Source organism: Sphingomonas sp. GlSt437, from assembly GCF_048015635.2.
Taxonomy (GTDB): domain Bacteria; phylum Pseudomonadota; class Alphaproteobacteria; order Sphingomonadales; family Sphingomonadaceae; genus Sphingomonas.
In genome coordinates this window covers 103,215-123,966 of sequence record NZ_JBPGYA010000001.1, presented here as the reverse complement: position 1 = coordinate 123,966, position 20,752 = coordinate 103,215, and the positions used below count along the sequence as shown (strand labels likewise).

The following is a 20,752-nucleotide window of genomic DNA, read 5'->3' as shown; positions in this document are numbered from 1 at the left end:
CCAACCACTGCCCGCATTGCCTTTTCCGGCCCGCTTGCTAACGGGCGGCGATGTCCACGCCGCTTTCGCACATCCGCAACTTCTCGATCATCGCGCATATCGACCATGGCAAGTCGACGCTCGCCGATCGGCTGATCCAGACGACCGGCGGGCTTAGCGAGCGCGAAATGTCCGAGCAGGTGCTCGACAATATGGACATCGAGAAGGAACGCGGCATCACCATCAAGGCGCAGACGGTGCGCCTGGCTTATACCGCGCAGGATGGCGAGACTTACACGCTTAACCTGATGGACACGCCGGGCCACGTTGATTTCGCCTATGAGGTTAGTCGGAGCTTGGCGGCGTGCGAAGGCGCGCTGTTGGTGGTGGATGCGGCGCAGGGCGTCGAGGCGCAGACGCTCGCCAATGTCTATCAATCGATCGAGCATGATCACGAGATCGTGCCGGTGATCAATAAGATCGACTTGCCCGCCGCCGAGCCCGAGAAAGTGAAGGCGGAAATCGAAGAAGTCATTGGCCTCGATGCCTCGAACGCGGTGCTGACCAGCGCCAAATCCGGAATCGGCATCGGCGATGTGCTCGAAGCGATCGTTCGCCGCATCCCGCCGCCCAAGGGCGACGCGTCAGCACCGCTCAAGGCCATGCTGGTCGATAGCTGGTACGACCCGTATCTCGGCGTCGTCATCCTCGTCCGCGTCATCGACGGCGTGCTGAAAAAGGGCCAGCAAGTCACTTTCATGCAGGCCGGCACCCAGCATCTGGTCGATCGCGTCGGCTGTTTCCGCCCCAAGATCGAGCAGCTGACCGAACTCGGACCGGGCGAAATCGGCTTCATCACCGCGCAGATCAAGGAAATCGCGCAGGCCCGCGTCGGCGATACGCTGACCGACGCCAAACGGCCCGCGCTCGCCCCGCTGCCGGGCTTCAAGGAAGTACAGCCGGTCGTGTTCTGCGGCCTGTTCCCGATCGACGCGAACGACTTCGAGAAATTGCGCGATTCGATCGGCAAGCTCCGCCTCAACGATGCAAGCTTCACGTTCGAGATGGAAACCAGCGCCGCGCTCGGCTTCGGCTTCCGCTGCGGCTTCCTCGGGTTGCTGCACCTCGAGATCATTCAGGAGCGACTGACGCGTGAATATGATCTCGACCTGATCACCACCGCGCCCTCGGTGGTGTACGAGATTGAGCTGACGCACGATGGCGGCCATATCGAGCTACACAATCCCGCCGATATGCCCGAACCAAATCGGATCGCGACGATCGCCGAGCCGTGGATCGAAGCGACGATCTACGTGCCCGACGACTATCTCGGTTCGATCCTTAAGCTGTGTCAGGATCGGCGCGGCATCCAGAAGAATCTAACTTATGTCGGCGGTCGCGCCCAGCTGACATACGAACTGCCGCTCAACGAAGTCGTGTTCGATTTCTACGACCGGTTGAAGAGCATCAGTCGTGGCTATGCCAGCTTCGATTATCACCAGATCGGTTATCGCGAGGGCGATCTGGTCAAAATGAGCATCCTCGTCAACAACGAGCCGGTCGATGCGCTCAGCATGATCGTCCATCGCTCAACCGCCGAAAGCCGGGGCAGGGGCATGTGCGAGCGGCTGAAGGACCTGATCCCGCGCCACTTGTTCAAAATCCCGATCCAGGCAGCGATTGGCGGCAAGGTGATCGCGCGCGAAACGATCGCCGCGCTGCGCAAGGATGTGACCGCCAAATGCTATGGCGGCGACGCGACGCGCAAGCGCAAGCTGCTGGAAAAGCAGAAGGAAGGTAAAAAGCGGATGCGCGAATATGGTTCGGTCAGCATCCCGCAGGAAGCCTTTATTGCGGCGCTGCGCATGGGTGACGAAGGCTAGCGCCAACGCGGCCCCAAAGCCCGTATCGATCCGGGAAGGCAATCCGTCCGATCGCGCTTGACGCGCGCGCGGTCGCGCCCCAGATGCAACGCGCTGTGCGGCGCGTCGGCCGCGACGAAAAGGGCGGTGCGATGATCGCGAGTATGACGACCGCGCTGCTCTTCGCCGGGGCCGCCAGTCTCACGCCATCGACGCTGACTGTCGATATGACCGCGCTCGGAGCGACCGACCAGCAGACGACCGCGCCGCCATCGCCGCCGCCACCATCACAGCCGACGTCCACACCGCCTGCGGCCGACGCCCCGCCAGCCTCAACAGCAAGCACCCCTGCGCCGACACCGGCGGCGGCCAAGCAACCTAACGAAATCACAGTCACAGGCCAGCGCGGCCATGCCCCGGGCGATCCGCTCGAACGGACCAATCTCAAGGCGTATCAAGTCACCACGGCGTTGGACAAGGCGATGTTCGCGCCGGTCGCGCTTGGCTACAAGCACGCATTGCCCAACCCGGTGCGCGGTGGCCTGCGTCACTTGCTGCTCAATCTCGACGAGCCGATCGTCTTTGTGAATTACCTGCTGCAGTTCAAACCCGGCAAAGCGGCCGAGACGCTGGGGCGCTTTACCGTCAATTCGACGATTGGCGTGGCCGGCTTGATGGATGTCGCCAAGAACAAGCCCTTCCATCTGCCGTATCGCCACAATGGTCTCGCCAATACGCTCGGCTATTATGGCGTAAAGCCCGGCGCGTTCATCTATCTGCCCTTCTACGGCGCGACGACGCCGCGCGATTTTATCGGCAACGTGGCGGATCGCTTCCTCGTGCCCGAGACGGTCGGTTTCCCCTTCAACACGCTCGCGTTCGGCGTGCCGGCGACGTTGTTGCGCGCGCTCGATCGCCGCGCCGAGACCGACGACCAGATCCGCGATCTGCGCGCCAACGATCCCAACCCCTATGTCACCTCGCGCGAACTCTATCTGCGCCAGCGCGCCGAGGAAATCGCGGCGCTGCACAGCGCGAAATGGCGAGCACGGCATCGGGCGGCAGCCCCGGCACCCTTGCCCCCAGCGGCGACGGCGCCAGCGGCCGCATTGCCGGTATCCGGCGTTGCCGCATCAGCGCCCGCTCAGCCTGCACCCGCAGCCGAGCCGACCCCGGCGCCAACCCCGCCGGCTGCACCGACCCCGCATAGCTGAAGTCGGCCATTGCGCCGGTGCTGCGCCGTCCGCGCGGTGCTTCAACGAAAAACGGGACCGGCCGCGCCGGCCGATCCCGTATTCCTTACGCCAAGATGGCAGCGCCAGCGCTTAGGCGCCGACTTCCGCCGTATCGACCTTGATGCCCGCGCCCATGGTCGAGCTGATCGCGATCTTCTTGACGTACTTGCCCTTGGCGCCCGAGGGCTTCGACTTCACCACGGCATCGACCAGCGCGTCGAAGTTCGCGCGCAGGTCTTCCGCCGCAAAGCTCGCCTTGCCGACGCCGGCGTGGATGATGCCAGCCTTTTCGACGCGATATTCGATCTGGCCGCCCTTGGCGTCCTTCACTGCCTTGGCGACGTCCATCGTCACGGTGCCGAGCTTGGGGTTGGGCATCAGGCCCTTGGGGCCGAGTACCTTACCCAGCCGGCCGACAATACCCATCATGTCGGGCGTGGCGATGCAGCGATCGAAATCGATCGTGCCACCCTGGACGATTTCCATCAGGTCTTCCGCACCCACGACATCGGCGCCCGCCTCGCGCGCTTCATCGGCCTTGGGGCCGCGCGCGAAGACGCCGACGCGCACCGTCTTGCCGGTGCCCTTGGGGAGCGTGACGACGCCGCGGACCATCTGGTCGGCGTGGCGCGGATCGACGCCCAGGTTCAGCGCGACTTCGATCGTCTCGTCAAACTTGGCGGTGGCATTGGCCTTGGCGAGGCCGATCGCCTCGTCGATGGTGTAGAGCTTGTCGCGATCGACCGCGGTCGCGAGCACCTTGGCTTTCTTGGTCAGCGTTGCCATCGGATCAGCCCTCCACCACTTCGAGGCCCATCGCGCGGGCGGAGCCTTCGATGATGCGGGTCGCCGCGTCGATATCGTTGGCGTTCAGGTCCTTCATCTTGATCTGGGCGATTTCGCTGAGCTGCGAGCGCTTGATCTTGCCCGCGCTCACCTTGCCCGGCTCCTTCGAGCCCGACTTCAGGTTCGCCGCCTTCTTGATGAGGAAGGTCGCCGGCGGCATTTTCGTGACGAACGAAAAGCTGCGATCGGCATAGACGGTGATGATGGTGGGCAGCGGCGTGCCCTTTTCCTGGTCACCGGTCTGCGCGTTGAACGCCTTGCAGAATTCCATGATGTTGACGCCGCGCTGACCCAGCGCCGGGCCGATCGGCGGCGACGGATTGGCGGCGCCGGCGGGCACTTGCAGCTTGATATAGCCGGTAATTTTCTTGGCCATTGTCCTCACTCTGTAGCAGGGCGCGCGGGGGAGGACCCCGATGCGCCCGGTTCAAGTTTAGCGGTGATAGCGGGCGGCCTTTAGGGCCACTCTCCCGCACGAATTCCATCGCTGTCACGCTGGAAGGCGACGCCGGTAGCAGAAAGGGGGGCGGGGGGCAAGGGTGGCGCGCCCCGGCGCCCTCGCGAGTCGCGCCCGCCACTACCCGACCGAAGTTGACGAAGTTGACACTACGTGCCCCCTTTGTTGCCCACTTCCGGCGGTGATCGGCGTCGCGTTGGTTGGAGAGACAAGGCAGGGCTGATGCCATCGGGGCAGGATGACATGGGTTGGGGATGTAGGACAGGGGAGTGAGCGGGTGGGGGGAAGTAGCGACCTAGCCGACCCATTTGCGTCACCCCGGGCTCGACCCGGGACCCTGCTGCCCTTTCGGACGGCGGAACGCATTGGCCCGGCGGCAAAAAAGCGGGACCGCGGGTCAAGCCCGGGGTGACGAAAGAGATAAGGGGTCGGACCGCTTTAGTTGCGGCGGTGGGCACTACCTATCGACTTCACCCACTGCTACCGTCACCCCGGCCTTGAGCCGGGGTCCCGCTTTTTCGTCTCACCCCAACGTATCAAACAGATCAGCCCAATCGGGATTCCCCCGCTCGATCAGTTCAAACTTCCACTCCCGCCGCCAGCGTTTCAGCCGTTTCTCCTGGGCGATGCAGCTCAAGATGTCGTCACCACGCTCCGCCCAGACCAACCGGGTCAGCCCATATCGCGCGCAGAAATCAGAGCCGTCTCCCGACCGATGCTTGTAAATCCGCGCCGCCAGATCAGCCGTCACGCCCACATACATGGTGCCGCGATAGCGATCCGCCATGATGTAGACCCAACCACCTTGTCTGCTTTGCGCCATAACCGGCACGCTAGAAAAGCGGGACCCCGGGTCAAGCCCGGGGTGACGAAGGAGGACAGGGGTGACGAAAGAGATCTGGAGTCGGACTGCTTCAGCTACGGCGGTTGGCACTACCCGTCGACTGCACACACCACCACCGTCACCCCGGGCTTGACCCGGGGTCCCGCTGCCTTGTCGGACTGCCGAACGCCTTCCCCCGCACCCCCGCAAACAACCGCACCGCCGCCTCCACCACCCCGTCCAGCGGCTCGGCATACTCGTCCGCCATCCACGCCAGCGCGATCTGGATGGTGCCGCCGCCCAAGCCATCCGCCAGCAGCGGCGGGGCATCGCTTAGGCGGGGGAGGATGGTTTGCATTGCCTGGCCGAAGCCGCGCAGCGCGGCGCGGAACTGCGCGTCGATCGCCGGGCTGATTCCCTGGATTTCGACGAGGAACACCCGGGCGCCCGCCGCATCCTCGCGCAGCCGCCCGTAATAAGCGCGCAGCACCGCGCGCAGCGCCGCTTCCTCGCCCGCCGGCGCCGCGTCCACCGCCGCGCGTAGGATGGCGTCGAGCCCGGTGATATTGTCGGCAAAGGTCGCGGCGAGCAGGGCGTGCGGGCCATCGAACGCCTCGTAGAAATAGCGCTCGGTCAGCCCCGCCTCGCGGCAGATGGCGCGCACCGTCGTGGCCGCAAAACCATCGCGCCGATACACCGCATTCGCCGCCGCGATCAGCGCCGCGCGCCGCGCCTTCTGCCGCTCGGCTAGCGAGTGGCCGCGATACGACCGTCCGGTTGCTTCGTTCATGCCGCCCAATTGACATCGTTCGTTGTCGGATGCAAACTGACAACAACAATTGTCAGGAGTGGAGTCGATGGAAACCGGTGTCACTGTATGGTTGGCCTCGCTCGCCACCTGGTTCGGCCAGGGCGGCTATGGCCTGATGATGGCGAGCTTCTACCTCGCCATGGTGCTGATCGAGCGCGGGGCCTATCTGTTCGAGAACCGCCGCGACTGGGCCGAGCGCGAATCGCGCGCCAACATGATCAACTGGCTGCTGCTTGCCTTTTTCGAGGGCGCAGTCGGCGCGGCGTTGTTCGTCGGCATTTATCTGTGGGTGTATGAGCATCGGCTGTTCACCATTCCGATGGTGTGGTGGGGCTGGGCGCTCGCTTTCCTGCTCAACGACCTGGCCTATTACAGCAGCCACCGCATGGAGCATCGCACCGGCTTTTTCTGGGCGATCCACACCGCGCATCACAGCGCCGAGACGATGAACCTCACCGTCGCCGCGCGGAACAGCGTGCTGCTGCTCTCAGGCGCGTCGCAGCCGCTTTACTATCTGCTCGCGCTCATTGGCTTGCCGTTGCCGATGTTCCTGGTCGCGCGCTTCTTCGGCAATGTCTGGGGGATCTTCAACCACACCCGGTTTGTTCACCGGATCAAGTGGCTCGAAGGCTGGGTGGCGACGCCCGCCAATCACCGCGTCCATCACGGCACCCAGCCCAAATATCTCGACAGGAATTACGGCCAGGTGCTGATGATCTGGGACCGGCTGTTCGGCACTTTCCAGCGCGAGGAGGAAGAGCCGATCTACGGCCTGGTCCATCAGATGGGCAGCACGCGGATTTACGACATTCAGAGCTGGGGCGCGCGCTGGCTGTGGGGGCAGCTGCGCTCGGCGCCGCGCTGGCGCGACAAGCTTGCTTATTTGGTCATGCCGCCCGGCTGGCGCCATGATGGCCGCCACGAGACCACCGAAGCGATCCAGCGCGCTGCGCTGGCAGCCTGAGGAGGTCTGTCATGGATAAAGCCGCGCTGACCGCGCTCGTCACGCCGTTCTATCAGGCCTTCGCGACCGGCGATGTCGCGGCGATGGACGCGGTGTTCGACCCCGGCTGGCGCGACAACACCCTGCCGCCGGGCCGCGCGCCGGGGCTGGCGGGGTTGAAAGGCGCGTGCTGTTCACCCGCCAGGTGATCCCCGCTGTGACCGCGACGATGGAAGATGTCCGCGTCGATGGCGATATCGTCACCGTGCGGATCACCTTTGCGGGCACCAATAGCGGCGGCTGGCCGGGCGTCGGCCCCAATGGCGCGGCGGTGCGCTTCATCGCCTTCGACATGCACCGCGTGGTGGACGGGCGCGTGATCGAGAGCTGGCATCTGGAGGACAATCTGACGTTGCTCATCCAACTCGGTGTGGTGCCGCCGCTCGGCTGATTGGTGCGGTGGCTTGGCACCGCTCGCCCGCGCCCCCATGTTACGCTCGCCATCCAACAGGGGAGCCCCACGCATGACCGACGCCGCTGACGCCGCCAATAATTTCCCCGCCGGCTATGTCCCCCCGCAAGTCTGGGAGTGGAAGCAAGGCAATGGCGGCCAGTTCGCCAATATCAACCGACCGATTGCGGGCGCGACGCATGATAAGGAGTTGCCGGTCGGCAAGCACCCCATCCAGCTCTACTCGCTCGGCACGCCCAACGGCGTCAAAGTGACGATCATGCTCGAGGAGCTGCTCGCCGCCGGCCACACTGGCGCGGAATATGACGCCTGGCTGATCCGCATCAATGAGGGCGACCAGTTTGGCTCGGGCTTCGTCGCGGTCAACCCCAACAGCAAGATCCCCGCGATGGTCGACCGCTCGATCGACCCGCCGGTGCGGCTGTTCGAGAGCGGATCGATGCTGATCTACCTGGCCGAGAAGTTCGGCGCGTTCCTCCCCACCGAGACGCACGCCCGCGCCGAGACGATCAACTGGCTGATGTGGCAAATGGGCGCAACGCCGTTCCTCGGCGGCGGCTTCGGCCATTTCTACGCCTATGCGCCGATGAAGATCGAATACGCCATTGACCGCTATGCGATGGAAGTGAAGCGCCAGCTCGACGTGCTCGACAAGCATCTGGCGACCCACGACTATGTGGCGGGCAGCGAGTACACCATCGCCGATATGGCGATTTACCCGTGGTACGGCGCCGGCATCCGCGTCGCGTACAACAACGCCGCCGAATTCCTGTCCCTCGCCGACTATAAGAACGTCACGCGCTGGACCGACCAGATCGGCGCGCGCGAGGCGGTGAAGCGCGGCGCCCGCGTCAACCGGCCCTTCGGCGACCCCGCCACCCGCGTGATCGAACGCCACGACGCCAGCGACTTCGACGTGGTGGCGGAGGCGGTGGGGTAGGGCATTTTCCTCGTCACCCCGGACTTGATCCGGGGTCCAGCTTCTTCTTCTGCGTCGCCACGCTGGCAACGCAGCGTCACCCCGGGTCAAGCCCGGGGTGACGGCTTGGCAGAACGCCCCGCCCTCTTGCAATGTAGGACCATGTGCGTGACATGGCCTCGCGCCATGCCGCGCCCCTTCACTTACCCGCAGACCCGGCAGAACCGCGCCTTCCTGCGCCTGCTCGCCCAGACCGGCAATGTCCGCGCGACGTGCGAGCGGCTTGGCCTGCACCGCGCGCTGTTCACTCGCCGCCGCGCCAAGCATCCCGGCTTTGCGGCGGAGTGGGACGCGGCGCTCGCCATCGCCCATGCCCGCCTCCGCGCGCCCGAGCCGACGCCCAAAGCCGCCCGGGCCGCGCAGCAGCAGAGCCACCATCACCACCGCACTGCCGGCGGCCGCATCCAGCTCCGCCGATCGGGCACCAAGCGCCGGCTCGGCCGCGAGGCGGAGCAAGCCTTCCTCGCCGCGCTCAGCGCCACCGCCAATGTCCGCCTCTCCGCCGCCGCCGCCGGCTTCTCGCACAGCGCCTTTTACCTGCGCGCCCGGCAAGACCCCGGCTTTGCCCGCGAGATGCGCCTGGCGGTGCAGCTCGGCTATGAGCGGGTGGAAGCGGCGCTGCTCGAAGCGGGCCTCGCCGGCAGCGAGGCGCAGGCCGATTGGCGCCATAACGAGCCGCCGCCCATCCCGCCGATGACCGTCAACCAGGCGCTGCAGCTGATGTACCTCCACCAGAAGGAAGCGCGCCTGCTCGCCGAGCCCCCGCATTTGAAGCAGCGCCGCGGCGAAAGCGACGATGCCTATAGCTATCGCCTGAGCGAGATGTACATCGCCCGCCGAGAGCGCGACCGCGAAGAATGGCTCATCGCCGAAACCGCCCGCCGCGCCCGCGGCGAGCCCTGGATCGTCGGCCCGGAAATCCTGCCCGATCTATCCGCGCAGCCCGACTTGTCGCAGGTAACGGGGTGGAGCAAGGCGAAGGTGCGCAAGGAGCCGTACGACGAGACGCGGGCGCTGTTCGGCGGGTGGCGGTTGAAGGATTGGGAGGGGTGTTAAATGAATTGCCACGTATTAGGTGGATGGGATGGCCCAGAAACGGTATTTGATTAATGAACGCTGCTCAAGCCAATTCGAAAAGGTAGCCCAATGCCGTTCGTGGACCTTGTCACTAGCAAGCCAACACTGAATTTCAACAATGGTGCTTTCGGGGTAAATGGCTGGCGCCTGTCATTTACATCAGAATTAGCAGATGCTTGGCATCAGGAAGTCGAATTAACGTCCGGCGAACGACTCAATGACCTTAACGGCACGATCGTATTTGAAAACGCCGATACATCAGAGCCTCACATGGGCTGGGCAAAGGGATCATTGACCTATTGGGAGGGCCGCGACGATCTGATCGATGGTCGCGCTGCCTCGTACCTCATTACGATACGCCTCTCAAATGATGACCTTACACGCCTCACTCAGTCCATTATGACAGGTATGTTGCTCAAGAAAGTAAATATCGATGTACCGATCGAATACGGTTGGCAACCAGACGGTAGCGGAAAGAAGTGGGATAATCTGGCTAAACCACGGGTGGAGATTGAGGGCTACAGTCTTATACTTGCGAAATTGGACTGTGAGGCGAGTGTCGCTGATCCTGGCGAGATCAAAGATGATCTAAAATCCTCGCAATTAATGGATTTGCAAAGAATTTCTAAGACCGTCGCCTATATTCTTTATGCGTTGGTAATTGTCCTTGTAGTACTAATCGTTCGGCTTCGCTGATAAAGATCTATAATTAATACGAAAAGGCTCGAACTGCAATAAGTCCGCCTTTATCGGTCGCGCGCACGTTTCGCCACCCACCGCTCGCGCGACTTACCCCAACACCCCCACCAGCTTCGGGTGCATCGTCTCCGCCAGCGGGTTCACCACCGTCACCCCGCGCGTGATGAAGCCGTGTTGCATATCTTCGGACAGCAGCAGCGCGCAGCCAGCCTCCGCTGTCGCCGTCAGGATCAGCGCGTCCCAATATTGCAGCTGGTGATCGACCACCAGGTCGGCGGCGGCAAGCGCGGTGCGGGCCTCGCTGGCGGGCGCGCCAAAGGCATCGGCGAATTCGAGCAGGATTTGGCGCGCGTCGCTCGCCGTCGCCCCGCTGCGGCGGAGCACGATGAACAGTTCGCCCAGCGCCTGCACCGGCGCAATCAGCGTGGCGGCGGGCGCGAGTCTTTCGATCAGCGACCGCACCGTCGCGATCTTGGCGTCATCGGCGGGCACGCGCGATACCCCCGCCAGATAGGCCAGGATGTTGGTATCGAGCGCGACGCGCATCAATCGTAAAGGTCGGCGCGAGTCCACGCGCCCGAATGGCGGACCGGCAGAGTCGCGACAAAATCGAGCAGCCGGGCAACCGCGCGTTGATCGCCCTCACGGTCGACGGGCAGCACGCGCGCAACGGGCTTGCCGTGCGAGGTGACGGTGAAGCTTTCGCCATCGGCCACGTCGCGGAGCAGTTCCGAGAAGCGCTGATTGGCTTCGCTGGCGGTGATCGCGCGGTCCATGGGGTGGAGGTTAGTGAATTTCACTAAAATTGGCAAGAGGCGCGACGCGGAAGTGAATTCCGCGTCGTCGGTCGGGTTCGCCCTTCGGGCGACCCGCCGGCCGGTCGAGCGCCGTCTCAGGATTAGCCTTGGCTAATCCTGTGCGGCTCGCAAGTCAGGCCGCTTGCGGCCTTACTTGCTGCGCTCGACTTGCTCGAAATCCAGTTCCACCGGCGTTGCGCGGCCGAAGATGCTGACCGAGACCTTGACCTTCGATTTGTCGAAGTCGAGTTCTTCCACCGTGCCGTTGAAGCTCGCGAACGGGCCGTCCAGCACTTTCACCGCGTCGCCGATTTCGTAATCGACCTTCACTTGCTGCTTGGGGTTGGCGGCCGCTTCGTCCTTGGTGTTGAGCATGCGCGCGGCTTCGCTGTCGGGGATGGCCTGCGGCTTGCCGTTCGGCCCCAGAAAGCCCGTCACCTTGGGCGTGTTCTTGACGAGGTGATAGACCTGGTCCGACATTTCGAGCTTGGCGAGCACATAGCCCGGCATAAACTTGCGCTCGACCTGGATTTTCTTGCCGCGCCGCGCTTCGGTAACGGTTTCGGTCGGCACTTCGATGGCTTCGACGAAATGATCGAGGCCAAGGCGCGTCGCCTCGCTCATGATCGCGTCGCGAACCTTGCCCTCAAAGCCCGAATAAGCGTGAATAATATACCAGCGCGACATGTTGGCGATCCGCCCCTTTGCTTGTCTTTTGGGAGTTACTTGGCGAGCGACAGCAGCATCTTGACGATGACCTCAAACACCGAATCGATGCTGAGGAAGAAGATGCCGAGCAGGAACGTCATCACCAGCACCATCACCCCGGTCATGATCGTCTCGCGGCGCGTCGGCCACACCACTTTGCGCGTTTCGGCCTGGACTTGCCGGATGAACTCGATGGGCGTCGTACGTGCCACGGTCGGTCTCGCTTTGCTGTTTCGTCGCACCCGCTTTCGGACACAGTTTCGCCGCGCGGGCCTTTCAGAAGAGCCCGGTAGCGTCATGCCCCCGATGTCGGATTACTGCGCTATCTAGCGCTTGCCCCTCGCCCGCGCAAGTACCGGTGGAAGGGGTGGCAGGAGCACTCGGATTCGAACCGAGGGCCTTCGGTTTTGGAGACCGACGCTCTAACCAGCTGAGCTATGCTCCTACACCTCTGCCCCTAGCTTTGTTGGATTGTTGGAGCAAGGGGGCGGAAGCAGGCGCGCGTCAGGCGGCGCGCGCGTTGCCTTGGGCGCGCTCGACAACGGCGCGGGCTTCTTCCACCGGCAGCGGCCGGCCGAAATAATAGCCCTGGATTTTGGTGCAGCCGAGATCGCGGACGAGGTAATACTCGCTCTCGCTTTCCACGCCTTCTGCCGTCGTCGCCATGCCGAGCGATTGGGCTAGCGCCACCACCGCACGGATGATGGCAATGGCTTCCTTCTTCCCCTTGGAGGCGGCCTGGACGAAGCTGCGATCGACCTTGATCGTCGAAAAGCGCGTCTGCGACAGATAACCCAGCGACGAATAGCCCGTGCCGAAATCATCCAACGCAAGCTTCACGCCCATGTCGAGGATACTTTCCAGCACCTTGGTCGCGCCGGTCCCTTCGCGCATGAACACGCTTTCGGTGACTTCGAGCTCGAGCCGGCCGGGGGGCAAGCCGCTATTCGCGAGCGCCGACGCGACGACCGCGGCAAAGTTCGGGCTGTTGAGCTGATCGGCCGAGACATTGACCGAGACCATCGTATCGCCCGGCCAGCGCGCCGCTTCGTCGCAGGCTGTTCGCAGTACCCATTCGCCGATCGGCGCGATCAGTCGCGCTTCCTCGGCGAGCGGGATGAACTTGGCCGGCGAGATCGGCCCCAGCTCGGGGTGGGTCCAGCGCAGCAACGCTTCGAAGGAGGCCAGCGCGCCGGCTTCGGCGGAAACGACCGGTTGATAATTGAGGTGCATCTCGCCTTTGCGGACGGCTTCGCGCAGTGCGATTTCGAGCACGCGGCGTTCCTCCGCCTGCATGTGCAGCTGTGGCTCGTAGAGATGGAAGACGCCGCCACCGGCATCTTTGGAGCGGTACAGCGCAAGGTCGGCCGAGCGGACCAGCATTTCGGCGGTGCGCCCGTCGCGCGGCCCCACCGCGACGCCCAGGCTGGCGCCGATATAGAGACGATGCTGATCGATCTCATAAGGGCGCGACACGCTTTCGATAATGTTGGTCGCCAGTCGCTCGAGCCGGGCACTGTCGGTCGCGTCGCGGACGACGACGGCAAATTCGTCGCCGCCGAGCCGGCCGACCATCTCGTTATCGGTCATGATCTGCGCCAGCCGCTGGGCGACACGGCCGAGCAAGCGATCGCCAACCGGGTGGCCGAGCGTGTCGTTGACGGCCTTGAAGCGATCAAGGTCGATCATGATGAAGGCGCAGCGCGAGCTCCACTTGTCAGCCTCGGCCATTGCCTTGGCCAGCGTCTCGTTGAGCAGCAATCGATTGGGGAGGCCAGTCAGCGTGTCGAACCGCGCCATGCGGCTGATCTGTTCGGCCGACGCCCGCGCCTCGGTTACGTCGGAGCCGACGCCGCGAAAGCCGACAAAGGCGCCCGAATCGTCGAAACGCGGCGTCGCGGCGATTTCCCACCAGCGGTCTTCGCCCTTGACATGCACCCTGACCAACAGCCCGCGAAAGGTTTCGCGCGCTTTCAGTTTGGCGGCGAGATCGCGCAAGGCTTCAGAAAAGTCGCCGGTTTCCCAGGCGGGGCCCGCCAGCACCTGCAGGAACGGCATGTTGTTGATCTTGATCGGATCAAGGCCAGCGGCATAGGCAAAGCGCGGGCTGGCGCGGACGACGCGGCGGGCGGCATCGATCTCCCACAGCCAGTCGCCTTGCTGATCCTCGCTGCTGCCGTCCTGGTCGTCGCGGAGCAGCAACGCGACGGTTTCGTCACGTTCGGACATGGCGATCTCGTGTGCGCGGATCACGACCAGTGCGCGGGCGCGATCGAGGCAGCCAAGCATCACCAGGATAACGAACATCGCCGCGACCGCCGCCAGCATCGGCCCGGTCGAGACATAGAGCATCGCCACGACGCTGGCGCCGGTTAGAAGCAGGAAGCTGAGCGTCGCCAGCGGCAGCGCCGCCATCGCGACTGCCGATGCCGCCATCAGCACCGCCAGCACGGCCCAGAAGCCGAGCACCTCGGCCGTGGCGCCATGATTGGTGGCGACAAGCGGCGGCAGCGTCCAGATCAGCCCCAAGGCGAGGCCGTCAGCCATCGTCGATCGCACGTCATGCAGGCTGGCGCTGATCGCGTCGCGATGACGGCTGGCCAGGCGGCGGAAAGTGACGGCGGCGGCGACCGCAGCCACGATCGCGGCCCAGCTTTCGGGCATCCATGCGGGGAGAAAGCGCCGCGCGATGACGGTGATGATCGCCGCGCCGATCACATTCGCGGCGAGCATGAACAGCGCAAGCTGCCGCCCGGCATGCAGCTGGGCGGCGCGAATCGGGCCCCAATCGGTCGCGTCTGCCGGGTCGTAAAGCCCTAGCAACGCTCGCGTATCGATGCGCGGCTGCGCAAATTGTGATGTCGTCTGCTTGCTCACGAGGCGCAGAATAGCGCGCGGCTGGTTAGCGGATGGTTAGGTTTCGCTCCGCATTGACCGAAATTCGCGACGAATTATGCGGCGATGGCGTAGGGTTTGATCTCGCCGGCGAGATACAGGTTGCGCGCTTTCGATCGGCTGAGCTTGCCCGAGCTGGTGCGGGGCAGGGTGCGCGGCGGCACCAGCTCGATCACGCAGTTCATGCCGGTAACGGCGCGGACGCGCTCGCGGATGGCTTCCAGCAAGCGCTGGCGCTCGTCGGCGTCGGACGTGCGGCACTGGACGAGCACGGCGGGTGTTTCTTCGCCGCCGGGGGTGGTGATCGCAAAGGCGGCGATGTCGCCGGCCTTGAACCCCGGCAGCTGCTCCACTGCCCATTCAATGTCTTGCGGCCAGTGGTTCTTGCCGTTGATGATGATCATGTCCTTGGCGCGGCCGACAATATAGACATAGCCGTCCGACAAATAGCCCATGTCGCCCGTATCGAGCCAACCATTCACCATGCACGCCTCGGTCGCGGCTTCATCGCGGAAATAGCCGGACATCAGCGATGGCCCCGTGCACCAGAGCTTGCCGATCGCGCGTTCGGGCAGTGGCGCGCCGTCTTCATCGCGGACCTCGACCGACATGCCGAGTACCGGCTTGCCGCAATTGACGATGGCGCGATAGCGCTGCGGGCGTCCCTCAGCGGCGGGCGAACCTGACAGCTCGGTCTCCTCGACCAGCTCGACGCGGATCCCTTCGCCTGGCGGCATGATTGATACCGCCAGCGTCGCTTCGGCAAGGCCATAGCTCGGCAGGAAAGCGTTCGCCTTGAACCCCGCCTCACCGAAGGCATCGACAAAGCTCTGCATCACATCGGGACGGATCATGTCGGCGCCATTGCCGGCGAGCCGCCAGCGCGACAGGTCGAAACGATCAAAGGCGCGCGTCTGGCTCGAAATGCGGCGCGCACAAATATCATAGCCGAACGTCGGCGAGTAGCTCACCGTCGTGCCCTGATTGCGCGTGATGAGGTCGAGCCACGCCAATGGCCGGCGCGCGAAATCCTCGGTCTTGAGGTAATCGACCGACAAGCCATTCGCCATCGGTGACAGGAAGCACCCGACCAGCCCCATGTCGTGATACCAGGGCAGCCAAGAAACGCAGCGATCGCTGTCGACAAGGGCCATGCCATGGCCATGCGCGGCGAGGTTCGACATCAATGCGCGGTGGGTGATGATCACGCCGTGGGGAAAGCGCGTCGAGCCGCTCGAATATTGGAGATAGGCAATATCATCAGCGCTTGCCTGGTGCAGCGGCACGACGGGCGCTGCGCGCGTGGCGAACTCGGCCCAGTCGATGCCCTCGACGCCGTTCAGCCGCGCCGCCTCTGCCGCCATCGCCGTCAATTCCGGCGGGAAGAACAGCATCACCGGATCGCTGCTCAAAAGCTGCACGCGGATTTGGTCGATGTAGGAATCGCGCGCACCGAACGAGGTCGGCAGCGGCAGCGGCACGGGCCAGGCACCGGCGTAAACCGCGCCGTAGAACAGCGCGGCGAATTCGGCGCCGGTCTCGGCAATCAGCGCGATCCGGTCACCGGGCTTCACGCCGGCGGCGATGAGGCGGAAAGCAGCGTTGATGGCGTCGCGGCGCAGATCGGCATAACGATAGGCACGCACCAACGTGCCGCGCGCATCGTGAAAATTCAGGCCAAGATCGCCCGCGGCGACATAGTCCAGCGCTTCGGTCAGCGTCTCGAAATCGCTCAGCCGGCGCGGCAAATCGTCTTGCGTTGGGGTGGGGGAGAGCGCCTGCTCTTTCACCGCCACGTCCAAACTACCATCAATGGCCATCCTAATGCGCCCTCTAACGCGGTTTCCCCAAACCGCTAGCTGGTAAATCCCTTGTGTCCTTTAGGGAACACCAACGTTCAAAATCGAGCCCGACTATGGCACAATGATGGCGAAATGCCCCGCCAGGCCCGCAATCTGCCCCCGCTCGATCGTGCCACGCTGGAACGCATGGCGCTGCGCTATGTCGAGCGCTTCGCCACAACCCGTGCCAGGTTGGAACGTTATCTGCGCCGCAAGATCGCTGAGCGGGGATGGGAAGGCGAGGCTGCGGACCCTGCCGGCCTGGCCGACGCCATGGTGTCCCGCGGCTATGTCGATGATCGTGCTTATGCCGATGCGAAAGCGCGCTCGATGCACGGCCGCGGGCTTGGCGCGCGCCGGGTCGGGGACGCTTTATGGGCGGCGGGTGTCGCAGAGGGCGATCGCGCGGCGGTCGCTGAGGAAAATGCGCCAAATGCCGCCATTGCAGCGCTGGCCTTTGCCCGGCGGCGTCGAATCGGTCCGTTTGCTGAAATTCCCGCCGACCGACCGCTGCGCGACAAGCATCTCGCCGCCATGCTGCGCGCCGGGCACGACATAACGCTGTCGCGGCAGATCGTGCGGATGGCGCCGGGCGAGGAAATCGACGAGTTGATTGCAGGAAATGATTGAGCAGCCGCAATGAAATGGTTGACAGTTTTTTCCAGATAGAGGCACCCTTATTGTGATAAAACGTCAGCCGGGGGACTGATGGCAATGACCAGGGGGCGGGACGCGCTGGCGCGCGAACACGTCGAGGATGAAGAAGGCAGCCAAGCCGTGCCGCAGGTTGATGCGGCGGGGCGGGATTGCCATTTGTCCGGTGCCATCAAGTGGTTCGACTTGACGCGCGGCTTTGGCTTCATGGTCGCCGATCAGCCCGGTTATGGCGACGTGCTCATTCATTTCTCGGTGCTGCAGCCGCTGGGTCGGCGCAGCTTGCCCGAAGGCGCGCGGCTTGATTGCATCGCGGTGCGGCGCGACCGTGGCTATCAGGCTCGCGAAGTCAGCAATATCGACTTGAGCAGCGCGATCGAGCCGCAGCCCCGCGCGCGGCCGCCCATCGATCGGATCGACCCGATCGACCTGATCGACGAGGCCGGCCCGTTCGAGCCCGTGATCGTCAAATGGTTCAACCGGCTGAAAGGCTATGGCTTTCTGGTGCGCGAAGCCGATGGCGCCGACGTCTTCATCCATATGGAAACGCTGCGCCGCGCCGATATCATGCTCGTCGAGCCCGATGAGCGGTTGCGCGCCCGCATTGTCGATGGACGCAAGGGGCCGCTCGCGGTCGAGATCGACTTCGACTGATCGCCGCCGCGCGAAACGCGGTTGATGGCGCCAGCCCGGCGGGCTAAGCGCAACGGCCATGGGCATCCTCGGCACGATCTTCACTTGGTGGAACGGCGCGACCTTCGGCACGCGGCTAGGCCTGCGCGGCAAGACGCGGGTGGGTGAGGATGCGCTCGGCAACGTCTATTATGAAGGCGGCACCGATCCCAATGGCATCACGCGGCGCTGGGTGATCTATAACGGCGCCAATGACGCGAGCCGCGTGCCGCCCGAATGGTTCGGCTGGCTGTCGCATCAGGTCGACGCCTTGCCCGAGAAGGCGCTGCCGCCGCGTCGCACGTGGCAAAAGCCGGCGTTGCCCAATCTGACCGGCACGCCCGCTGCTTATCGGCCCGCCGGGGCACTGGAGCGCGGCGGCCATCGCGCGCAGGCGACGGGCGATTACGAAGCCTGGACGCCGGGCGAATGAACAAATGGCTGATTGCCGGCGGCGGGGTACTGCTGCTCGGCCTCGCCATTCTGGTCGGCGTCGGCGTTTATCGCAGCTACAATCCGCCGTCGTCGGGCCCGGTAAAGTCGCAAGGATCCTCCGCGCTCGACGAAGCGCAGACCGAGGCCGGCGTTGCGACCGTTGACCTGTCGACCGATCAGGATCCGGCCAAAGGCGCGACGCCGATGAAGGATCGCGTGGCGGTGCTCGGCCTGCTCAACAAGCGCAACGGCGTCAGCCGCGACGTGACGTTGAAGCCCGGCCAGGCGGTGCGCTTGAACGACGTCATCATCCGGCTGCGCGCCTGCGAGCAGACCGCGCCGTGGGAGCAGGATCATTATACCGGCGCGTTCGTGCAGGTGGATGTCGAGCAGGTCGATCGTACCTGGCGGCGGGTCTTCTCAGGCTGGCTGTTCAAGGAGCGGCCGGCGCTCAACGTCGTCCAGCACCCGGTTTATGACGTCTGGACCAAAAGCTGCGCGATGAGCTTCCCGTTGACCGGCGCCGAATCGGCGAGCGATGCCGCGCCGACCCGGTCCAAGGCGAAGAAATCGGCCAGCGACGGCGCGGCGAGTGCCGACAACGGCACCGCACCGCCGCCCGCAGCCGCTGCATCGCCGAGCCCCGACAAGGCAGCGGACAACAGCCCGAGATAATCGGCGCGCGAAATCTCGACCGCGCCGAGCGAGGCGAGATGATCGGTCTGGAACTGGCAATCGAGCAGCGTAAAGCCTCCCGCGCGCAGCCTTGCAACGAGCCAGGCCAGCGCAACCTTGGAAGCATCGCGCGCGCGGCTCACCATGCTTTCGCCGAAGAACGCGCGGCCGAGCGCCAGGCCGTACAGGCCGCCGACCAGATCATCGCCGTCCCAGCATTCGATCGAATGCGCAAAGCCCATGTCATGCAGCCGGCCGAACACCTCGGCGATCGAGCTGTTGATCCAGGTTTCGGGGCGGTCGGGCGCGGCCTCGCCGCACAGGGCCAGCACGTCGCCAAATGCCTGATCGGCGGTCACGCGATAGCGATCCTGCGCCAGCACTTTGCGCAACGAGTGCGACAGCCGGAACCCGTCGAGCGGCAGCACCGCGCGCCTTTTTGGTTCGACCCAATAAACCGTCTCGGCGTTGCGGTGATCGGCCATCGGAAAAACGCCCACGGCATAAGCGCCGAGGACGATTTCCGGGTCGAGCCACTTCATCTGCGCCACGGCGAACTCCCTAGTCGCCATGGAACCATGCTTAGCCTTTGCGCACCAGCCGTTTTTCGATCGCCTGCCACAATTGCGCGAACGATTGCGCGGCGGGCGACTTGGCCGCGAACGCTCCAACTGGCGCGCGCCGCGCGGCCATTTGCTCGATGATGCTGGCCATCGGCACCACCGGCCAATCGGCGTACCGCGCAACCGCCTCGGCGTGGAGCTTGCGCCGCCGGTCGACCATCGCGTGGACCGGCATCACGGGTGCCTTGCTGCCCAGCCGCTCGAGCACGCCTTCCAGCGCGCGTTCGGACAAGGGCGAGGGGATGACGGGTACCACGATCAAATCGGCAGCGCGCATCACCTGGTCGCTCGTCTCGGTCAGCCCCGGCGGGCAATCGAGCAGGATGCGGTCATAATCCTTGAGCAGCCCGTCGAGCAGCTTTGCCAGCCGGTTCTTCTTGTCGATTTCATGGAACAATATGTCGAGCCCGCGCAACGACGCGTCGGCGCCGATCAGGTCGAGCCGCGGGAAAGCCGATTTGCGCACCAGCTTTTCCGGGTCGACATCCTTGGTGAAGATCGCCTGCGCGCTGTCCTTGCCCTTGCGATCGCTGAGCAGAAAGGTGCTCGCGGCCTGTGGGTCTAAATCCCACAACAGCGTTCGGCGCGATGACAGGGTAGCGGATGCCCAGGCGAGGTTTACCGCCAGGGTGGTTTTGCCAACCCCGCCCTTCAAACTGTAAATCGCGATCGTCGCCAACCCGCTTGCGCTCCTGTTCTGTTGCTCGTTGCGGCTATGGTGCCGTAGCGAGCGGGGGAGGGCAAGCGGGGTCGGCGCAGCGCCGCTAAATCGCGCGGGTTACTTCTTGCAGGTCTGGGTGCCCTTGGGCGTTTCCAGCGTGATCGCGTCGGGCGTGCCGGTCAGCGAATAGCCGTCAGCCTTTAGCGGGTCGCCATTCTTGGCGGCGGTCAGCTTGATGATCGGGCCATCCTTCTCGGTGCGGAGATTCGCCTGGGTGTTGCCGCTGAAAAAGTCGACATAAACCAGGCTGTTGTCCCTGCAGCGCAGCGTGACCTGCGCCTTGATCGACGGCGGCAGCTGGATGGGCGCCTGCTTGTTGAGCAGCTCGGCCTGGGGATCGGGCGCTTCGGCCGTCACGGTCTGGGTTTTTTGCTCGCAAGCAGCGAGCGGCAGGAGCAGCGGCAGCGCCGCGATCAGGATGCGTTTGGTCATGATGGACTAGCGCTTCGCCGATGCCCTCGTGTGCGTCAAGGCGCTTTGTGCGGCGCCCCCCGGAAAGCGACCAAAGCAGGTAGCAATCGGCACCGTAAGGGCGAAAAACGTAACAA

At 64.3% G+C, this 20,752-nt stretch carries 24 protein-coding genes, 1 tRNA gene and 1 pseudogene; 12 read left to right on the top strand and 14 right to left on the bottom strand.

Annotation, left to right across the window (positions count from 1 at the left end; translation table 11 throughout):
• Nucleotides 1-50 precede the first annotated feature (50 nt).
• Nucleotides 51-1,862, top strand: a complete 1,812-nt coding sequence (lepA, locus tag ACLB0R_RS00610) for a translation elongation factor 4 (protein WP_416641244.1) — start codon at nucleotides 51-53, stop codon at nucleotides 1,860-1,862.
• Nucleotides 1,863-1,945: 83 nt separating this feature from the next.
• Nucleotides 1,946-3,055 (top strand): MlaA family lipoprotein, encoded by a 1,110-nt coding sequence (locus tag ACLB0R_RS00605; protein ID WP_434953658.1) that lies wholly within the window; start codon nucleotides 1,946-1,948, stop codon nucleotides 3,053-3,055.
• Nucleotides 3,056-3,166: 111 nt separating this feature from the next.
• On the opposite strand, the gene rplA is transcribed toward ACLB0R_RS00605, so the two are convergent.
• The 4 genes from rplA to ACLB0R_RS00585 form a co-directional block, all read right to left on the bottom strand.
• Nucleotides 3,167-3,862: a 50S ribosomal protein L1 gene (gene rplA, locus ACLB0R_RS00600; protein WP_416641240.1), complete on the bottom strand. Its 696-nt coding sequence runs from the start codon at nucleotides 3,860-3,862 to the stop codon at nucleotides 3,167-3,169.
• A 4-nt stretch (nucleotides 3,863-3,866) separates the two neighbouring features.
• Nucleotides 3,867-4,298, bottom strand: coding sequence for a 50S ribosomal protein L11 (gene rplK / locus ACLB0R_RS00595; RefSeq protein ID WP_416641239.1), 432 nt, complete (start codon nucleotides 4,296-4,298; stop codon nucleotides 3,867-3,869).
• A gap of 604 nt (nucleotides 4,299-4,902) precedes the next feature.
• Nucleotides 4,903-5,202, bottom strand: coding sequence for a GIY-YIG nuclease family protein (locus ACLB0R_RS00590; RefSeq protein WP_416641238.1), 300 nt, complete (start codon nucleotides 5,200-5,202; stop codon nucleotides 4,903-4,905).
• A gap of 139 nt (nucleotides 5,203-5,341) precedes the next feature.
• Nucleotides 5,342-5,992 (bottom strand): TetR/AcrR family transcriptional regulator, encoded by a 651-nt coding sequence (locus ACLB0R_RS00585; protein ID WP_416641236.1) that lies wholly within the window; start codon nucleotides 5,990-5,992, stop codon nucleotides 5,342-5,344.
• Between the two features lie 67 nt (nucleotides 5,993-6,059).
• On the opposite strand from ACLB0R_RS00585, the gene ACLB0R_RS00580 reads away from it, so the two are divergent.
• The 6 genes from ACLB0R_RS00580 (at nucleotide 6,060) to ACLB0R_RS00555 (ending at nucleotide 10,180) form a co-directional block, all read left to right on the top strand.
• On the top strand, nucleotides 6,060-6,977 hold the full coding sequence (locus ACLB0R_RS00580) for a sterol desaturase family protein (RefSeq protein WP_416641234.1): 918 nt from the start codon (nucleotides 6,060-6,062) through the stop codon (nucleotides 6,975-6,977).
• Nucleotides 6,978-6,988: 11 nt separating this feature from the next.
• Nucleotides 6,989-7,165, top strand: coding sequence for a hypothetical protein (locus ACLB0R_RS00575; protein ID WP_416641233.1), 177 nt, complete (start codon nucleotides 6,989-6,991; stop codon nucleotides 7,163-7,165).
• A complete protein-coding gene (locus ACLB0R_RS00570; protein ID WP_416641232.1) occupies nucleotides 7,144-7,407 on the top strand; it encodes an ester cyclase in 264 nt (87 codons plus the stop codon). The genes ACLB0R_RS00575 and ACLB0R_RS00570 overlap by 22 nt, the downstream gene beginning before the upstream one ends.
• Before the next feature lie 73 nt (nucleotides 7,408-7,480).
• Nucleotides 7,481-8,368 (top strand): glutathione-dependent disulfide-bond oxidoreductase, encoded by an 888-nt coding sequence (gene yghU / locus ACLB0R_RS00565; protein WP_416641231.1) that lies wholly within the window; start codon nucleotides 7,481-7,483, stop codon nucleotides 8,366-8,368.
• Nucleotides 8,369-8,533: 165 nt separating this feature from the next.
• A complete protein-coding gene (locus tag ACLB0R_RS00560) occupies nucleotides 8,534-9,463 on the top strand; it encodes a hypothetical protein (protein WP_416641229.1) in 930 nt (309 codons plus the stop codon).
• Between the two features lie 99 nt (nucleotides 9,464-9,562).
• Nucleotides 9,563-10,180: a hypothetical protein gene (locus ACLB0R_RS00555; RefSeq protein WP_434953655.1), complete on the top strand. Its 618-nt coding sequence runs from the start codon at nucleotides 9,563-9,565 to the stop codon at nucleotides 10,178-10,180.
• Nucleotides 10,181-10,273: 93 nt separating this feature from the next.
• Here the strand turns inward: ACLB0R_RS00555 and ACLB0R_RS00550 are convergent, their stop codons facing one another.
• The 7 genes from ACLB0R_RS00550 to ACLB0R_RS00520 form a co-directional block, all read right to left on the bottom strand.
• A complete protein-coding gene (locus ACLB0R_RS00550) occupies nucleotides 10,274-10,729 on the bottom strand; it encodes a PIN domain-containing protein (protein WP_416641226.1) in 456 nt (151 codons plus the stop codon).
• Nucleotides 10,729-10,983 (bottom strand): type II toxin-antitoxin system Phd/YefM family antitoxin, encoded by a 255-nt coding sequence (locus ACLB0R_RS00545; protein WP_416641224.1) that lies wholly within the window; start codon nucleotides 10,981-10,983, stop codon nucleotides 10,729-10,731. Before ACLB0R_RS00545 ends, ACLB0R_RS00550 begins: the two co-directional genes overlap by 1 nt.
• 147 nt (nucleotides 10,984-11,130) lie before the next feature.
• Nucleotides 11,131-11,667: a transcription termination/antitermination protein NusG gene (gene nusG, locus ACLB0R_RS00540; protein WP_416641223.1), complete on the bottom strand. Its 537-nt coding sequence runs from the start codon at nucleotides 11,665-11,667 to the stop codon at nucleotides 11,131-11,133.
• A gap of 35 nt (nucleotides 11,668-11,702) precedes the next feature.
• Nucleotides 11,703-11,900 (bottom strand): preprotein translocase subunit SecE, encoded by a 198-nt coding sequence (gene secE / locus ACLB0R_RS00535; protein ID WP_416641221.1) that lies wholly within the window; start codon nucleotides 11,898-11,900, stop codon nucleotides 11,703-11,705.
• A 156-nt stretch (nucleotides 11,901-12,056) separates the two neighbouring features.
• Nucleotides 12,057-12,133 (bottom strand) — tRNA-Trp (locus ACLB0R_RS00530).
• A 59-nt stretch (nucleotides 12,134-12,192) separates the two neighbouring features.
• On the bottom strand, nucleotides 12,193-14,565 hold the full coding sequence (locus ACLB0R_RS00525; RefSeq protein WP_416641219.1) for a putative bifunctional diguanylate cyclase/phosphodiesterase: 2,373 nt from the start codon (nucleotides 14,563-14,565) through the stop codon (nucleotides 12,193-12,195).
• Between the two features lie 74 nt (nucleotides 14,566-14,639).
• A complete protein-coding gene (locus ACLB0R_RS00520; RefSeq protein WP_416641217.1) occupies nucleotides 14,640-16,403 on the bottom strand; it encodes a fatty acyl-AMP ligase in 1,764 nt (587 codons plus the stop codon).
• A 114-nt stretch (nucleotides 16,404-16,517) separates the two neighbouring features.
• Here ACLB0R_RS00520 and ACLB0R_RS00515 point away from each other — a divergent pair, with 114 nt between their 5' ends.
• The 4 genes and pseudogenes from ACLB0R_RS00515 to ACLB0R_RS00500 form a co-directional block, all read left to right on the top strand.
• A complete protein-coding gene (locus ACLB0R_RS00515; RefSeq protein ID WP_416641216.1) occupies nucleotides 16,518-17,054 on the top strand; it encodes a regulatory protein RecX in 537 nt (178 codons plus the stop codon).
• A gap of 84 nt (nucleotides 17,055-17,138) precedes the next feature.
• Entirely contained in the window at nucleotides 17,139-17,732 is a 594-nt protein-coding gene (locus tag ACLB0R_RS00510; RefSeq protein WP_416641214.1) for a cold-shock protein, read from the top strand.
• A 58-nt stretch (nucleotides 17,733-17,790) separates the two neighbouring features.
• Entirely contained in the window at nucleotides 17,791-18,183 is a 393-nt protein-coding gene (locus tag ACLB0R_RS00505; protein WP_416641213.1) for an NADH:ubiquinone oxidoreductase subunit NDUFA12, read from the top strand.
• Nucleotides 18,180-18,623: pseudogene (locus tag ACLB0R_RS00500) on the top strand (DUF2155 domain-containing protein); the annotation flags it as partial. The gene ACLB0R_RS00505 and the pseudogene ACLB0R_RS00500, both read left to right, overlap by 4 nt.
• 35 nt (nucleotides 18,624-18,658) lie before the next feature.
• On the opposite strand, the gene aat reads toward ACLB0R_RS00500, so the two are convergent.
• The 3 genes from aat to ACLB0R_RS00485 all read right to left on the bottom strand — a co-directional run bounded on the left by aat (nucleotide 18,659) and on the right by ACLB0R_RS00485 (nucleotide 20,636).
• Nucleotides 18,659-19,402 carry a leucyl/phenylalanyl-tRNA--protein transferase gene (aat, locus tag ACLB0R_RS00495; protein ID WP_416643069.1) on the bottom strand — a complete coding sequence of 248 codons (744 nt, stop codon included), beginning with the start codon at nucleotides 19,400-19,402 and terminating at the stop codon, nucleotides 18,659-18,661.
• Nucleotides 19,403-19,442: 40 nt separating this feature from the next.
• Complete coding sequence (locus tag ACLB0R_RS00490) at nucleotides 19,443-20,162, bottom strand: ParA family protein (RefSeq protein ID WP_416641211.1); 720 nt, start codon at nucleotides 20,160-20,162, stop codon at nucleotides 19,443-19,445.
• Between the two features lie 99 nt (nucleotides 20,163-20,261).
• Complete coding sequence (locus tag ACLB0R_RS00485) at nucleotides 20,262-20,636, bottom strand: hypothetical protein (protein WP_416641210.1); 375 nt, start codon at nucleotides 20,634-20,636, stop codon at nucleotides 20,262-20,264.
• Between the last annotated feature and the right edge of the window lie 116 nt (nucleotides 20,637-20,752).

Excerpts from the sequence above, each read along its gene's own strand:
- ACLB0R_RS00520 (WP_416641217.1), bottom strand. The coding sequence starts at position 16,403 with ATGGCCATTGATGGTAGTTTGGACGTGGCGGTGAAAGAGCAGGCGCTC.
- ACLB0R_RS00605 (WP_434953658.1), top strand. The coding sequence starts at position 1,946 with ATGCAACGCGCTGTGCGGCGCGTCGGCCGCGACGAAAAGGGCGGTGCG.
- nusG (WP_416641223.1), bottom strand. The coding sequence starts at position 11,667 with ATGTCGCGCTGGTATATTATTCACGCTTATTCGGGCTTTGAGGGCAAG.
- ACLB0R_RS00590 (WP_416641238.1), bottom strand. The coding sequence starts at position 5,202 with ATGGCGCAAAGCAGACAAGGTGGTTGGGTCTACATCATGGCGGATCGC.
- ACLB0R_RS00515 (WP_416641216.1), top strand. The coding sequence starts at position 16,518 with ATGCCCCGCCAGGCCCGCAATCTGCCCCCGCTCGATCGTGCCACGCTG.
- yghU (WP_416641231.1), top strand. The coding sequence starts at position 7,481 with ATGACCGACGCCGCTGACGCCGCCAATAATTTCCCCGCCGGCTATGTC.
- rplA (WP_416641240.1), bottom strand. The coding sequence starts at position 3,862 with ATGGCAACGCTGACCAAGAAAGCCAAGGTGCTCGCGACCGCGGTCGAT.
- ACLB0R_RS00580 (WP_416641234.1), top strand. The coding sequence starts at position 6,060 with ATGGAAACCGGTGTCACTGTATGGTTGGCCTCGCTCGCCACCTGGTTC.
- ACLB0R_RS00585 (WP_416641236.1), bottom strand. The coding sequence starts at position 5,992 with ATGAACGAAGCAACCGGACGGTCGTATCGCGGCCACTCGCTAGCCGAG.
- ACLB0R_RS00505 (WP_416641213.1), top strand. The coding sequence starts at position 17,791 with ATGGGCATCCTCGGCACGATCTTCACTTGGTGGAACGGCGCGACCTTC.
- aat (WP_416643069.1), bottom strand. The coding sequence starts at position 19,402 with ATGAAGTGGCTCGACCCGGAAATCGTCCTCGGCGCTTATGCCGTGGGC.
- lepA (WP_416641244.1), top strand. The coding sequence starts at position 51 with ATGTCCACGCCGCTTTCGCACATCCGCAACTTCTCGATCATCGCGCAT.
- ACLB0R_RS00575 (WP_416641233.1), top strand. The coding sequence starts at position 6,989 with ATGGATAAAGCCGCGCTGACCGCGCTCGTCACGCCGTTCTATCAGGCC.
- rplK (WP_416641239.1), bottom strand. The coding sequence starts at position 4,298 with ATGGCCAAGAAAATTACCGGCTATATCAAGCTGCAAGTGCCCGCCGGC.
- ACLB0R_RS00510 (WP_416641214.1), top strand. The coding sequence starts at position 17,139 with ATGACCAGGGGGCGGGACGCGCTGGCGCGCGAACACGTCGAGGATGAA.
- ACLB0R_RS00550 (WP_416641226.1), bottom strand. The coding sequence starts at position 10,729 with ATGCGCGTCGCGCTCGATACCAACATCCTGGCCTATCTGGCGGGGGTA.
- ACLB0R_RS00560 (WP_416641229.1), top strand. The coding sequence starts at position 8,534 with ATGCCGCGCCCCTTCACTTACCCGCAGACCCGGCAGAACCGCGCCTTC.
- ACLB0R_RS00485 (WP_416641210.1), bottom strand. The coding sequence starts at position 20,636 with ATGACCAAACGCATCCTGATCGCGGCGCTGCCGCTGCTCCTGCCGCTC.